Genomic DNA, 14656 nt, shown 5'->3' on the forward strand with positions numbered 1-14656 from the left:
GGCATCAAGCTCGTGCGGCGGATCATGCAGGCGCCGGCATTGGCGAAATACCGCGACAAGGATCTCTTCGCCGCCGGCGATCACCTCTGACGAGGCGCTGATGAACCACATCCACCCTGTGGGCACCTGCAAGATGGGTGTCCACGACGCGGCCGTAGTGGACCCCAAGCTGTGCGTGCGCGGATTGCAGGGGCTTCGGATCGTCGATGCCTCGGTCATGCCGACGCTGGTCGGCGGCAACACCAATGCTCCGACCATCATTATTGGCGAGAAGGCGCCGCGCTGATGAACTGATCGAGTGGGATGCAATTTGCCCCGATGCATGAGTCCGGATTTGGCCCTTCTGCGACCTCGGGCAATGTCCGCTCTTCCGCCGCTGTTGGGGGTTGAGCTGACATCAGTCGGCCAAGCCGCTTAGTGAGTACACGCCCTCGTACTCAAGTGCCTCGCGAAAAATGATGTAGAAGACATGCCACAGTAACCGGTACCGGTACCTTGGTCGCTTCAATCCCGACTGAGTGCCCCCGGGGGAGCCCACCCCCTTCAGCGACAGCTGTCCACCGCGGGCCCGCCGGTACCTGTTGGCCCATCAGCGAAGTGATCGCGCACCTCGTCGAGATCCGGGCACGGGGGATATTGCGGACCAGTATTGCTCGCACTGAGTTACTCGCATTTTGCCCCACAAGAGACATGGCCGTTGGAGATCACCCAATGCTCCATGTATATCGCGGAGGTCTAGGTGACTTAGGGAGGAGCAGCTGGTGTCTGAGAAACTTCAAATCGCCGTCGTCGGCGGCGGGATCGGCGGCTTGACGGCGGCGATCGCGCTGCGAGCGCGCGGATTGATGGTAACGGTCTTTGAACAGGCTGGCGAGCTGCGCGAGATTGGGGCTGGGGTTTCAATCTTTCCGAACGCCACGCTTCTGCTCCAGCGAATTGGCCTTGGGGCTGAGATCGAGAAAATAGGTTGCCCGATAACCGGCCAAGTGATCCGGACATCGGCTGGGAAGCTAATCAGTACGTCGGCGCCCCCCTCAACAGGTGTCCCGAGCTACAATGTTCATCGCGCGGACTTTCTGAAACTGCTCGCCGACGCCCTGCCGGAAGGCACGCTCCAACTAGGTCATCGCCTGTCCGGGGCCACCGAAACAAATGGTCGCGTGCGCTTGACCTTTTCGAACGGAGCGATCGTAAATCCGGATGTCGTGATTGGAGCCGATGGTATCCACTCTGCTTTGCAACGCGAGATCGGATTGCAAACCCATCCGTCGAGCGAAGGCATCATGGCCTACAGAGGCCTGATTCCGACCGAAAGGCTTTCGTGGGCGAAGGACATCGATGGTCGAATGTCGAGGTGGATGGGGAGCGGCCGCAGTTTTCTCTGCTATCCGGTGGCGAGAGGCCGTTTGATGAACATGGTCGCTTTTGTTCCCACCAATCTGGATTCCGAGGAATCGTGGACGGCCCCGGGCGACCTGAATGCGCTGCGCGCCGAATATGCTGGGTGGGACGATCCCGTACAGGAAACAATCTACGCTCTCGACACGACATTTCGTTGGGGCATTTACGATCGGGCGCCCCTGCCATATTGGTCCGTCGGTCGGATGACGCTGTTGGGTGACGCCGCCCACGCGATGGTGCCGCATCTTGGCCAAGGCGCCGCGCAAGCTATCGAAGACGGCTTCACGCTTGCCGTCTTTCTGGAAGGCGCCAAGCAACACGACGTCTCACAGCGGTTGAAGGCCTACGAAAGAGCGAGGCGTGAACGGACCAGCCAAATACAGGCTTTGGCTCGTGATACCGGCAGGTTTTTTCGTGCCGAGTATGAGGATGCGGCGGAACGAAACCGCTTCATGGTCAGGTGGATGTCGGAGAACGGACAGATCCGCAGGCACGATGCGGAGCAAGCCGCGAAAGACGCACTTGTGCTGGCAAAGGACGCCGGATCGATCTAGCAGCAACTTCCGAAATTGGCCCAAAGTGGCAGTCCCGAAATGTCTGCTCTCGCGCCGCTGTGGGGCAAAACAGACGTGGGCCTCGAACGGTCTCACTGCCTACACCCCAGCAAGTCGCACGCAGCGCTCGGTAGGGCTTTGTCCGCCGGATGCTCGAGCCAGCCCTCAGTTACCGGTGCCGGTACCTTGGTCGCTTTAATCCCGACTAATCCCGCGGGTCCTCCCCCTCCCACGACGTTAGGCGGAGCGTGTGCTTACTGTTGCGCCGTGCGTGATGGGTAGTCGGGCCGATATCGGCGCGCCCATCCGCATGGCTACCGGATCGCCCGCTAGCGCAATCTGTCTTTTAAGCACCGCCGCTTCGACGTCCAGCGGGTCTGTTCAAGTACTCCAATGCGAGGTGCCGTAGCCGCTACTGCAATAAAATCCGCAGTTGCAGTTGCAGGTAGACGGTGCCTCCTAATCAATGTCCGCTATGCCCCGATAACGCATCGCCGCGAAATGACGTGATGGGCCAACAAGAGATGTCGCGGCGGACTATTCGATCACCTCATCGGCGCGGGCCAGCAGCGTCGGAGGCACGCTGAGGCCGAGCGCCTTCGCGGTCTTCAAGTTGATAGCCAGTTCGAATTTTGTCGGTTGCTCGACCGGGATGTCACCCGGCTTCGCCCCGTGCAGAATCTTGTCGACAAGTTCGGCGGCGCGTCGGTGCAGTTCCACGAAGTTTGGTCCATAGGACATTAGACCGCCCGCTTCGACTAGCCCTTCGTGACTGTGTATCGTTGGCAGTCGCGCGCCCAGCGCTAGGCTGTTGATGCGAGTCCGGTTAGTGTTTATCAGCGGATCAAGGACGACATAAAGTGCGTCCGTGCGGCCCTTGATCCCGTCAAAGCCGGGCACAATATCCTCTGCACGCCGGATTTGGAGCTTGGTGGCCTCAAGGCCTAGCGTGCGGGTCGTTGCCTCGACCTCGTCCATATCCAGAAGAGCGCCGGCATTCCCGATGTTGGCCAAGATCGCAAGCCGTCGGAGGCCGGGGACAACCTCTCGCAAGAGTTCGAGTCGCTTAGCGGCAACATCGGTCTGCTGAATCGACAGGCCCGTGACATTGCCGCCAGGTCGCGCCAGACTAGCAACCAGACCCGTGCCTAGCGGGTCCCCTGCCGCCGCGAACACGATCGGGATGTCGGACGTCGCCCGCTTGGCGGCGGCGATGGCGGTCGTGCCCTCGGTGACAATGATCTCGACGTCGAGCCGGACAAACTCAGCCGCAATCTCGGTGTAGCGCTCGCTGCGGCCTTCTGCCCAGCGGTACGCGATCGCGACGTTTCGACCCTCGATCCAACCCAGTACGCGCAGCCGCTCAACAAAGGCGGCCCACCATTGACCCTGGACCTCAGGCGTTCCCGAGCCCAGAATTCCGATGGTCGGCAGCTTCGTCGGCTGCTGCTCGTGCGTGGCGAGCGGCCAAGCTGCAGCAACGCCGCAGAGAAGCGTGATGAAATCGCGCCGTCTCATCAAGCAGTCCCCAAGCCTTTGGGCCACGCCTTGCGGAAGGCTAGATCATAACAGGATACGAACGAGCGGCGAGGGAGAAATGGCCCACAATCGGCCTCAGACGATCATCAGGTCGATTACCGGGTTGGGTCATTCGCAACTGGTTCAGCCAGCGGCAAGTCAGGGTATCGTCCGCTATGCGGCCCGAAGCGGAAGTTCACGGCGTTCTGTGTCAGCGCCTCCTTAGGCCTCCAGCAGGACTGTTCAATCAGTCTGCAACTTGTTGCCATCGAGATAAGGCCTCGCGATTGGGGCGCTATGGCCTACACGCTTCACTGGCGTGAAAACATGTGTCAGTAACCGGTACCGCTACCCTGCTCGCTTCAATCCCGGCTGACCGCCCCGGGGCCTCCCCCCTTCAGCGATAGCGTCCACCGCGAGGGCAGCAAGAGCCATTAGGCGCAGCGTGTGACGGTCTGGACATCCATCGATACGTCTGCGCTGATGTCCCGCAACGCGCGCTCCAGCGGCTCAGTGGGTCTTCGAGCGCTTCCAGTATATCTGCTCAGGGAAGCGCGAGCGCCGGAGATACCTCACCATCGCACTCACACGGCAGAAATGAATCGCTGCGATTCCGAAAACGCGGATCGTACAGATTCTAAACGGTGGTTTAGCCAAATATAGCGGCTTGGCCTCCCGCCACTCGTCGGAGAAATTACCAAAAGTGCTAGATGCTGGTGACGACGAAGGCCACAGATTGGCGAAGCAAGCCATCGCGCGGCATGATGAAAGGCACGACCCGCAGGCCTCTTCTCTTTTCGGATTCGATCTGGCCCATCCTGGAGCGTCTCACGCGGGTGGAATTTGACATGGCTTGCAAACGGGCTATCTATAAGTCTGCATCCTGAGAGGGCCTGACGGCCCCGCCAACCAGCCTTAGACCGGCAACGGTGGCACGACGATGTGGCCCGCAAGGGCAACAGTAGGTCGCCAGTCCTCCAGATGCGTGTGCCATTTCGGAGGATTTTTTATGCTGCAATCACGACGTGGATTTCTGATCGGTGCCGGTGCGCTGCTGACGACGGCGTTTGTGAAGGACGCGCGCTCCTTCATTCACCGGAATAATCAGCCCCTGCTCTCGTCGCCGTCACAGGTGGTCGAGACCATGTATTGGCATGAAATTCCAGACGAGGGCTACCAGCTTACGCTCGGCCCGTGGAGCGTTGCACCACCCCCGCCGACGTGGAGAAAATTCTTTGTCAGCGAGAGCATCCCGCACCGGACCGACAGTGAGATCGAGAAAATCTGTTCCTCGCACTTGATTGAGCCGGTTGACTTCGACAGGCCCATGAGTGTGCGCTACTGGGAGGACTGGTTCGACATCGAAGGTGGTCCGCTCGCTAGGGCTTATCACCTGCTCCAAAAAATCGACCTCGGCCCTAACCGCGGCTCCGAGCGTGGACCGCTTCTAGATTTCAACATCGGATCCCACCCAGGCGACAGCACGCATTATGTCAACGCGAAGGATATGTTGTCGCTGTCGCTCCTACAGGCGCGGCTCATCGACCTCGGCATGCCGATTAAGATTGTGGAGGGTACCTAGAGGTGCACATTGGTCAAACGAGCCCTGGCCCTCCGGAAACCTCACCGGCGGCCGTTCTGTTTCACTGAGAAGCAGTCCGCCGCCTTAGCGCGTCGACGCCGAAAGGGCGCGGCTGCTCCCATTATTACGCGCTGCACCGTGCCAGTGCCGATGCCCAGCGCCTTGCCGACGGAAGCCGTTGTGTCCGCTCTTGGGGGCAAAACGGAAAACATCTGCTCGGGTTGAGGTTTACCGGTTTTGACCCAACCCAGACATCAGCGCGCACTTCATTTTGCAGCGGCGAAAGCTCGTTTTCCGCCCTATCAAATCGCTCGTCTGAGGCGCATGATCCTGCCTGCTGAGCGAGGGGCTAACATGCGGCGGCGGGAGGTCATAGGTCTCATCGGCGGAGCGGCTGCGTGGCCCGCGATAACGAGGGCGCAGCAAGTCAGCAAGCTCCCTACTATAGGGTTCTTGGGTGCGGACGCTTTAGCCTTTGGTCCATGGACATCTGCCTTTGTGGCGCGCCTGCGTGAACTTGGTTGGATCGAGGGTAGTAACATCCTAATCGAGTATCGCTGGTCGCAGGGCCGTACCGAGCGCTATGCCGAGATTGCAGCGGAGTTTGCCCGTCTCAAGGTCGATGTAGTTGTCACGGTCGGCAGCGCTGTTCCCGTGGTTAGGGAGGCAACAGCGGTCATTCCCATTGTTTTCGCAGTGGGGATCGACCCGGTCGGTAGCGGCCTGGTTGCAAGCCTGGCGCACCCCGGTGGCAATGTCACTGGACTATCGATCCAGGCCAACGAACTGGTCGGCAAACGAATCGAACTCGCGCGTGAGCTTGTTCCTCACTTGCGCCGGCTGGCAATCATGTTCAACATTGGCAACGTCCAGCCGGTCCTCGAAATGGGCGAAACCCAGGCCGCTGCGCGCATGCTTGGCCTTGAGGTCATTCCACTTGTGATCCAGAGAGCGGAGGATATCCCTTCGGCACTTCAGGGGTTAAAGACCAGAGCGAACGCAGTTTATGTTGCGGTCGATCAGCTTATGGTTGCCAACCGAACCGCTATCGTGACATCTGCACTTGCCGCGGAACTGCCGACAGTTTTTAGCACCAGCGATTTTGTAAAGGCCGGCGCGCTGCTGTCCTATGGACCAAGTTATACGGAACGGTTTCGACGCGCGGCAGACTATGTGGATAAAATCCTGCGCGGCGCAAAGCCAGGCGATATTCCGGTCGAGCAGCCGACAAAATTTGAGCTAGTGATCAATCTGAAAACGGCCAAGCAGCTCGGCCTCGCGGTGCCGCCGAAGCTGCTCGCGCTTGCCGATGAATTGGTCGAATAGAGATGTAAAATATTGCGGTGCATGAGTCTGTTGTTGGCCCGTCGCGTCATTTCGGCGCGCGCAACAATCAATCACTTTTGGGGCCAAGCGGACATCGGACGAAGGCGCATTGGTCGCCTTGGCCAAAGCCAGTTCGCATTTGGTAGTCTGATGCACCAAAAACGGTCGTTGAAGGATTTTGTGGGTCGTGGCCGACGAGAAAAGCACGTTGCCAAGCTGGAAGGCCGTCAAGGCGGCACTCCAATCGTTCGACCGCGCTGGCCTCCTGGGGTTGGTCCAGGACCTCTATGCTGCGGACAAGGTCAACAAGGCATTCCTGCATACCCGTTTAGGCCTGGGCTCCGATCAGCTTGGTCCTTACAAGGCGATTATCTCGCGCTGGATTTGCCCTGACTTGATGAGAAGCCACGCTGTATCGATATCAAAGGCCAAGAAGGCAATCGCGGATTACAAGAAGGCGATTGGAGAGCCGGCTGGGCTGGCCGAATTGTCGATCTTCTATTGCGAGGAGGCTTTGAGCTTCCTTGAGTCCTGCGCCTTTGAAGATGAGCGTTACTTTGTTGCGCTGATCCGCATGTATGACCAGGCCGTGAAACGTGTCCTGGATCTGCCGTTAACCGAGCGGTACGCCTGCGCCAAACGCCTCGGAACCTTTAGGTCACGCGCAAGGCTGGTCGGCTCGGGAATAGGTGATGAATTAGACAGCATTTGGCACGAAGCCGGCTTCGACGAACATCAAGGCCTATGATGTATCCTTCCGTACAGGATGCCGCATGAGCAAAATGCGGCGGCATCGACCTCGCGGTCCTTCGCCCTCGATTGCCGAGCCGCGCCGGCCGTTACTTCTTGGGGCTCATTCCTTTGTGCGGGCTGCGCGTCTCTGTCCGGGTGTACGGCGCATTGCTCTTTTGGGTTCTCTGGCCACCGCTAAGGCTATCCCAAAGGATGTCGATCTTCTCGTGACGGTTGAGCGGGCGATGGATTTGACACCGCTGGCAAATGCCGGCCGGCGCCTTAAGGGATTAGCTCAGACCATTAACCTCGGGGCCGACATCTTCCTCGCTGATATCGCCGGGCATTACCTTGGTCGCATCTGCCGTTATCGCGAATGCCATCCACGTGTCGCATGTCGTGCACAGCATTGCGGGCTTAGAACGCATCTTAACGACGATCTTCACGTGGTGACGCTGTCTGAGGACCTGCTTGCCTCGCCGCCTATTGAGCTCTGGCCCAGAGTGATCCGGCGCCTCGCCGTACCCGAGGATCTTGAGGAGATATTGCTGACCAAGCTGGAACGAGACCAGTAGCGGTCGACTACGGAACGCCGTCCCCATCGAGCGCCCTGCGAGAGAGCTGGTCGTGAACCTCAAGACCGCGAAAGCCCTCGGGATCACGATCCCTGAAACAATCATCGTGGATGCCGACGCAGTGCTCGAATGAAGCGGCAATATCCGCTGCAGTGCATGAGTCCGCAGTTGGCCCAGCCCGGACTTCTTGGGATGTCCGCTTTCGCGCCGCTATCAGGGGCATAGCGGACATTGAGTAGGACTTCCCTGCACAAGCGGCGTCCTAATTTCGCCCCGGACTCTTCGTCATCTTCCCTGCGGGAATCGTTTCTCGGGGGCCGCCATGAAATTCATTGCTGCAGGCCTTATTGCAATAGTCGCCCTGTACGTGCTGGATCAGCAACTCTCGGCCGGTCGATACACGCGGGCGGCTCAACAAATGATGGGCCAGATCAGGCATTCGACGGGCATTTGAGCCTCAGGGCCCCTTGGCGTGGTCAAAGCGTAATGCCCGCCGGTCCCTCAGCTTCCCTCCCCGAAACTGAACCAGCGGCTTTGCCTATCGCATTGCGGCTAGTCACCATGCGGTAGCCGTCAGGAAACTCAACGAGGCAACTGTTCATGTTTCCTCGCGCGAGAACGCGGCACGGCTGGCCCTTGCGGTCTTGTCGGTCCCATCGGTAAATGCACGGGAAGTCCTGCATTTACTTGACGCCCTCTGGCTCAAGCTCAAGGTCGTAGCGCTATCTATGCGCAGGCAAACTCCGCCGACGAACACGACGCTTGATCCGCCCTCTAGTCTTCAATAGCGCACGCACCGCGACTCGCAATCTCGATCTGCCGCTCACCATTGGCGACTCCTTCCTCTCGCCAACCCTCCCAGCAGGCTCTCACTACGTTTGATTATTGGCCAGTGCATGGCGGCCACAGCGGCGGGCTTTTTCTTGCGCTCATCCTCCACATCTAGCGGTCATGTGGCTGTCTGCGCAGGCGGTCTGCACACAGGCCCCTCAGTAGGCTCTACACGAGTCGGTGTAGAGGCCTCAAAATTCGTGGCGGACCCAATGGGGGCCCCGCTCCTTGCATAAGCGGGCCATCAGGGGGGTTGTACCCCACCCCGGTGGGAGCTGCCTCCTCGCTGCGCGTTAGCGCGTCGATGTCCTGATATTGCTTTCCCATCACGAGCCACAGGTCAGCCCACTAGGGCGAGCGCCCCGCTTGGCATGCTATCTAACTACCGGACAGGCCTCGACCAGGCCATTTGGGTACCAAGTCCAGCTCGCCCCACGGCTTTAATGGTGACTCGCTGACTGATCGTCCGTCGATCTCGGGCCATTGTTGCGGCCTATTGACACCTGTTCCGACGGTGTTACGAATAGATCAACGGTCGTTGGTCTTATTGTAACGGGGAGCTGGCAATGGCATCTTCTGGCAAGCATGTGGCCTACTACCGCGTTTCCACGGCCCGGCAGGGCCGGTCCGGGCTAGGGCTGGAAGCGCAGAAGAAAGCGGTTGCGGAGTATCTCAATGGCGGCGACTGGAAGATCGTCGGCGAGTTCACCGAGGTCGAGAGCGGCAAGCGCGCCGATCGGCCAGAACTGGCGAAAGCTCTTGCCATGTGTCGCCTGCACGGGGCGCGGCTTGTGATCGCAAAGCTCGATCGATTGTCTCGCAACGCGCACTTCCTGCTCGGCCTGAAAGAATCCGGCGTCGACTTCGTTGCGGCCGACATGCCGAACGCGAACCGGCTGACAGTAGGCATCATGGCCATGGTGGCCGAGGATGAAGCGCTGCGCATCTCCGAGCGAACCAAAGCCGCATTGGCCGCCGCGAAGCGGCGCGGCGTCAAGCTCGGCGGCGACCGCGGCGTCATCCCGAACGCGCGCTCTCACAAGGCCTCTGCCGAAGCGCTACGGCTGCGCACAGCTGCGAGGGCTGCTGATCTGGCGCCCATCGTGAAAGAGCTACAGGCGGCCGGGAAAACGAGCCTGCGCGCCATCGCAGAAGGACTCAACGCACAGGGCATCCCGACCGCGCGCGGTGAAGGCGAGTGGACCGCAACGCAGGTGATGAGGGTGCTGGAGCGCCTCGACCCTTTCGAAGCGGCCGCGTGAAGCGGCGGCCGCGCGGGAGATGATCTCGCAGCTCTCGCAGCTATAGCAGAGCGGGGTCACCATCGACACGATCGGCCCCGCTCACTCGGTAACCCCCTGGCAGACGAAGGCGCCACATGGCTGCCGACGGTGTGCAATCGCGGTCGAGTCTGATCCTCTGACTGCTCAGTTCAGTGCGGCATCCTCGGGACGCTCCTCGTCGCTCTCAGCAAGCGCCGCGCCAACACGCCTGCGCAAGATCGCACTCAGCTCGGCGTCGCTAAATTCCTGAACGGTGCGGTGGTCGTCGACCGTCGCGTTGACTACTTGCGTAGGCTTCCCTTCGAGGCGATCGGCGATCTGTTGGAACGCCCAGCTTTGCTTATCCTCGATCGCGCACTCGACAAGCTTTTCGGCGAGTCTGTTCACCTTTTTGCGTCTCTCCTTGTCGTTCGGATCGATGCGGTTCAGCTCCAGGCGCAGCGCGTCGGTGAAGATCTTCTCGCCAGACCTGCCGCCAGGATTGCCTGAGATGCCCTTTTTGAACGCCATTGCTTCAACACCCTACTCTATTGGAGAGAAAGAAGATTTCGCGGTCGGCTCTGTGCATGCGGTCGGAGGGCGCCCGATCTCGAGCAATTTTCCCCCATCCTTGAAGCAAGCCATCGCTGTACTCGACCCGGACGATGATAGTCGGAGCATTCGCGCCGACTTGCCGCAGAAAGTATAGCATACCTCTCGTGAGAACGGCGCCGACGCGCGTCTGCAAGAGGAGCGGCGATTGCAATCGCGCCTGTGATGGCGTCCCGGCAGCTCCAACATGAGCGATCCCTGTCCGCGTCCCGGCGTTGGCCAAGCCAGCTCGGCTCGCCAGCGCCAGCCCGTTCACCCGGCCTGCCTGGGCATCTGCGCCGCTGGCGCCGACATTCAAGTCGTCACGCTGGCAAGAGGCGCGCCGGAAACCGTTGCCGTTGCCGTTATCGACGCCAGTTATCGGGCGCCGGTTCGATTTCGCGGCCCTACCCTTCTAGGGCGCGGGTCCGCTACCAACGGTGTACGCGCCGTTGATCGGGCAACGGACTTGGCACCCACGATCGCTCAGTTTTGTTCATTCTTCGGCGGAACAGCCGCCCAAACAATCTGGTAGCTCCGTGTTCGTTCTGACCATTTCCGGCGACCAGTATCGTAGATGAGTCCTTCAGCTGCGAGACTCCGAAGAGCCTCCATTACCTCTTCATGCAACCGTTCATCCGTTGGATATTTCCGCATCTCAGAACCTCCTTACTGTCACGAGAGATCTTACGCAGCGCGGCTTGCGTCAATGCAAAGTCTTCGCCGCGCGATACGCCACCACGTCGGGGTGATCAGGCTGTGGAAAATACAGCTCCGCCGAGCCGTCGGGCAGCTCACGGCGCACCACGAGGCCGCGCGCCTCCAAGGCAAGAAACTCAATCAAGCGGCGCTCGCGCTCGTCATCATTCATCATGTCGTCCTATCCTTTCGAAAAAAGTCATCGGCGGCCGTTGCTGTTTCAAGCACGCGGCTGCCGGGAAGCGTGGGAAAGCGGCTCATGGCTTGTCCTCGCCGGACTTGCCCGTGAGCACTTCGAACGATGCAAGCGGCCCCAGCGCCTCCTCCAGCTGCTTACGCGCTTCCGCAAGCCTCGCCTGATCGACCAGCGCCGCGCGCGCCTTCTGCCCGCGCCCATTAGGGTGGTAGCGAAGCAGAAGGTGAGGAGTCGTACACCGTCTTATAAATAACCTCTTATAAGGACATGTCCGACACCTCGCTTGCGTGCCGCCGTCAGTTGCTGAAGGCGACGTCCGACACCTCGCATGAATGCGTTTAACGTCGAGGCCCGCGCGGCGGTATGCCTTCTGGGCCGCCTGTGCGGTCGGCCACAGGTCGGGATAGAGCTTGGCAGCATCGGCGCCCCACTGCGGAACCAAGCCGCGCTCGATCATGGTGTCGATCTTGTTCGGCTCCAGATCCTCGAACCGGACCACCTCATCGACTGCAATCGGCAGTGTCGTGTCATGCAACACGATGTAGACCTCTACGGGATTGGCTGCCGAACGATTGACGCCGCGGGCCCTGCCGACGGCCTGGATGATCGCTGCCTCCGTCACCGCCTGCCGGATCAGCTCGGCCTCGGCCAGCTCAAAAACCCGGCACAGCAGTGCGACTGCGGCGCCGCTCTTGAGCCGAATGGCACGGTTTTGCGCGATCATCTTCTGCGGTTGCCCGCCTTTGCGGCTCGGCGAGTGCTCGGGCAACGACACGGGCTTGCCGGTCAACTCGGCAGCCATGTTCTCGACGGCGTTCGGCGCCGGAAGAGGCCGGCCGATCGTGATCAGCACGTCGACATCGCGCCAACGATCGATGCCTTCGATGGCGTTGAAGTGCGCGACCTCGATGTTGTGCCCGGCGCCATCGAAGATCGCGGTCAGCTCCTTGTTGGTGATCACCACGCAGCGGCGCCCCGCTGCGAGCCTGCGCACGACCTTGAGCAGGCGCTCCCGCTTGTTGGCGACGCGCTGCTCTTCTTCCGGGCGGCGCCTGCCGGGCTCGCGCTGCGACAACGAAGCCTTGCCGACCGGCAGGCCGACGACCTGGGTGACGCGCTCATGCGGCGCCTGAACCTCCAGATCCAGAGCGAGCTTGATGGCCGGAAACAAATGCTTGACGATGTCGAGGCTCATGGTCGCGTCGAGCGCGATGACAGGCAGCCCGGCGATCTTTTCGTGAATTTCGCGCCGTCCGTGCAGTTTCAGGTAGAGAACCGAACCGTCCGTGGTGGTCTTGATCTCCGTGCGCAGGCGGCCCGTCGCATCGTTGGGACCGGACAACAATTCCTCAACCGCCTGCCACATCGCGGCGCGCTTCGGCAGTTGCCCGAGAAATCCAAACTGCGCCGCTTGCCTTTTGCAAGTCTCCTCGCCTGCGCCGGGCAACAGACCGACATCGACCTTGCGCCGCCATTCGAGCTTGGCGGCAGTCGCGCCCGAGCCCCCTTCATACTTGTCGGGGGGCAAAAGGCCGGCGGCCAACAGGGCTTCCTTGGTAAGATATTCGCCTACCGACGATGCCTTGACGGCCGATTTCAGCCTCTCAATCAGATCTGCGAGATGGCCAGTATCGTCAGAGTTCTTGGTTTTACCGTGATCCCGCACCGGAAACGCCTGCAGTTCAGCATCCAGTCCATCGACCGCGAGCTTGGCCTCCCACAGAGCGGACTGCCAAAAGCCTTCGTCGATGACGACGACGCCGACATCCTTGGTCAGCACCTCGGGGGGGCCGGACAGATACTGATGCGCGGCGAACACGATGTCCGCCTGCCTCGCGGCCTGTTTTTGTTGCTGGTAGCCGCATGTCTCGTAAAACGGGCACAGAATCGGATCGGCGCCGCGCCGACCCTTGCGGCAGGCCGCCTTCTCCACATCGGCGCCGATCTCCTCGGCGGCTTTCACTGCGGCCAGATTCAGACAAAGCGGCTCGTCGCTCACAAGATCCTTAGCTTTCCTCGATTGCAGCAGCGCGGTACTGATGTCTGCGGGGAACCGCTGGCGCGCCTCCTCGCCGAGCTTGTGCGTCGGCACGTAGACGGCGACGCGATGTGGAATGCCCCGTTTCTTCGCCTCGCGGACGTAGTCGGCGGCAGCGGTGCGTGTCGCCTCAGATTTTCCGGCACCCGTCGTGATGCGAATGGCCGAGTGATTGGGCTCCAAAGGGCTGTTGATGAGGTTCACTTTGTTTTCCCTTCAGCGGCCTCTTCGTGAAACCGGATCGCCTCCTGCATCAGCCGCTCGACGGCAGCCCGCAACACATCACGCGCGGCATCGACCGGCATTGCGCCCGGCATCCCCGCGCCGCTGGTCTCGATCTCCTCGATGATAACGCCACGAAGCTCACGCATGCTGCTTGGCAAGCTCCGCGAGCAGCACGTCGTTGAAGTCCTGGCCGGGCTCTTCCGGCGTCGCGCGGCGAACAGACTTGCCAGCAGCTGCCCAGCGATCGCGGCATGCCGCAGCGGCGCGTTGGCCGGTCTCGCTCACGTCGTTATCTGCCATAACGGTGAGGCGGCCAACGTAATCGAGAACCGGAAACGCTGTCATGCCGCCTGCATCGATCACCGACCACGTCGGCCCAAAGCCGAGCTGCATGCCAGCGAGGCAGGTCTCGACACCCTCGCCGATCGCGAGGTCGCCGTCATCGGAACGGCTGAGCCTGATCGCGCCGCCGCTCTTGGGGCCGAGCGCCATCCACGGACCGGCCTTGGCGGCATCCGGCGTCAGCTCGCGGCGATGAATGGCGATCGGCTCGCCCGTGATGATGTCCTGAACCAACGCCACCAAGGCCGGTGCCCTCCGTTCGCCGAACGGGCAGTGCCAATGAAAGCCGAGCACGACGAGCGCTTCGTCGGGCACTTGGATGCCGCGACCGACGAGATACTGCTCTGCCAGCGTCCCACGCACCGGCTGCACTTCCGACCAGATGCACAACGCCCGATTGATCCGAGCAGCGTCGTCCTCTTCGGGCTCGGCCGGACGCGATGACTTGGGCGCCGTGCTGCTCGACCACGAGGGCCCCAAATATGTCAGTGCTTCGTTGATGGCGTCGCCGATCGAGCAGCCGCGCTGCTGCCTGATAAATTCGATGATGTCGCCGCCGACATCGTTCTCGTAGTCCTTCCAAAGCCCCTGCTTGTCGCCTTCGACGACCAGCGCAAACGAGCCTTTGCGGCCCCAACGCAGTTCCCGGCTGGTGCTGAGCCTGCGATTGGGCTCCTCGCCCAGAAACGACCGGACGATCTGCTCGGCCATACCGCGCAGCTCCTCGCGCGCCCGGTCGTCGAGACGGGGCCCGGATGACGAGTAGTCAAAACCAAGAGTCATT

13 protein-coding genes, 1 pseudogene and 1 riboswitch are annotated in these 14656 nt (G+C 60.9%); of the genes and pseudogenes, 8 read left to right on the plus strand and 6 right to left on the minus strand.

Annotated features, from left to right (window positions below; translation table 11 throughout):
• Together SO156_RS36780 and SO156_RS36785 are read left to right on the plus strand one after the other, a co-directional pair.
• A pseudogene (locus tag SO156_RS36780) lies at positions 1-286 on the plus strand (GMC oxidoreductase); the annotation flags it as partial.
• 475 nt (positions 287-761) lie between these two features.
• Positions 762-1955 (plus strand): FAD-dependent monooxygenase, encoded by a 1194-nt coding sequence (locus SO156_RS36785; protein ID WP_498538191.1) that lies wholly within the window; start codon positions 762-764, stop codon positions 1953-1955.
• 537 nt (positions 1956-2492) lie between these two features.
• Here the strand turns inward: SO156_RS36785 and SO156_RS36790 are convergent.
• A complete protein-coding gene (locus SO156_RS36790; RefSeq protein WP_498538192.1) occupies positions 2493-3473 on the minus strand; it encodes an ABC transporter substrate-binding protein in 981 nt (326 codons plus the stop codon).
• A gap of 873 nt (positions 3474-4346) precedes the next feature.
• Positions 4347-4446: riboswitch (SAM-I-IV-variant riboswitch) on the plus strand.
• A gap of 36 nt (positions 4447-4482) precedes the next feature.
• Here SO156_RS36790 and SO156_RS36795 point away from each other — a divergent pair.
• The 6 genes from SO156_RS36795 to SO156_RS36820 all read left to right on the plus strand — a co-directional run bounded on the left by SO156_RS36795 (position 4483) and on the right by SO156_RS36820 (position 9781).
• Positions 4483-5055, plus strand: a complete 573-nt coding sequence (locus tag SO156_RS36795) for a hypothetical protein (RefSeq protein WP_498538193.1) — start codon at positions 4483-4485, stop codon at positions 5053-5055.
• A gap of 498 nt (positions 5056-5553) precedes the next feature.
• Complete coding sequence (locus tag SO156_RS36800) at positions 5554-6381, plus strand: ABC transporter substrate-binding protein (RefSeq protein WP_498538194.1); 828 nt, start codon at positions 5554-5556, stop codon at positions 6379-6381.
• 187 nt (positions 6382-6568) lie between these two features.
• Positions 6569-7129: a hypothetical protein gene (locus SO156_RS36805; RefSeq protein ID WP_498538195.1), complete on the plus strand. Its 561-nt coding sequence runs from the start codon at positions 6569-6571 to the stop codon at positions 7127-7129.
• 25 nt (positions 7130-7154) lie between these two features.
• Positions 7155-7688, plus strand: coding sequence for a hypothetical protein (locus SO156_RS36810; RefSeq protein WP_498538196.1), 534 nt, complete (start codon positions 7155-7157; stop codon positions 7686-7688).
• A gap of 322 nt (positions 7689-8010) precedes the next feature.
• Positions 8011-8142 (plus strand): hypothetical protein, encoded by a 132-nt coding sequence (locus SO156_RS36815; protein WP_498538197.1) that lies wholly within the window; start codon positions 8011-8013, stop codon positions 8140-8142.
• A 943-nt stretch (positions 8143-9085) separates the two neighbouring features.
• Positions 9086-9781 (plus strand): recombinase family protein, encoded by a 696-nt coding sequence (locus SO156_RS36820; RefSeq protein WP_498538198.1) that lies wholly within the window; start codon positions 9086-9088, stop codon positions 9779-9781.
• 165 nt (positions 9782-9946) lie between these two features.
• Here SO156_RS36820 and SO156_RS36825 read toward each other — a convergent pair whose 3' ends face one another.
• The 5 genes from SO156_RS36825 to SO156_RS36845 all read right to left on the minus strand — a co-directional run bounded on the left by SO156_RS36825 (position 9947) and on the right by SO156_RS36845 (position 14655).
• A complete protein-coding gene (locus SO156_RS36825) occupies positions 9947-10312 on the minus strand; it encodes a DUF5681 domain-containing protein (RefSeq protein WP_498538199.1) in 366 nt (121 codons plus the stop codon).
• A 766-nt stretch (positions 10313-11078) separates the two neighbouring features.
• The gene (locus SO156_RS36830) at positions 11079-11246 is read right to left on the minus strand and encodes a hypothetical protein (protein ID WP_498538200.1); all 168 of its coding nucleotides are present in this window, start codon (positions 11244-11246) and stop codon (positions 11079-11081) included.
• Between the two features lie 82 nt (positions 11247-11328).
• Positions 11329-13509: a hypothetical protein gene (locus SO156_RS36835; RefSeq protein WP_498538201.1), complete on the minus strand. Its 2181-nt coding sequence runs from the start codon at positions 13507-13509 to the stop codon at positions 11329-11331.
• A complete protein-coding gene (locus SO156_RS36840; protein WP_498538202.1) occupies positions 13506-13676 on the minus strand; it encodes a hypothetical protein in 171 nt (56 codons plus the stop codon). Before SO156_RS36840 ends, SO156_RS36835 begins: the two co-directional genes overlap by 4 nt.
• On the minus strand, positions 13669-14655 hold the full coding sequence (locus SO156_RS36845) for a DUF7146 domain-containing protein (RefSeq protein WP_498538203.1): 987 nt from the start codon (positions 14653-14655) through the stop codon (positions 13669-13671). Before SO156_RS36845 ends, SO156_RS36840 begins: the two co-directional genes overlap by 8 nt.
• Position 14656: the final 1 nt, after the last annotated feature.

The sequence above is a fragment of the Bradyrhizobium sp. UFLA05-125 genome (assembly GCF_059803515.1).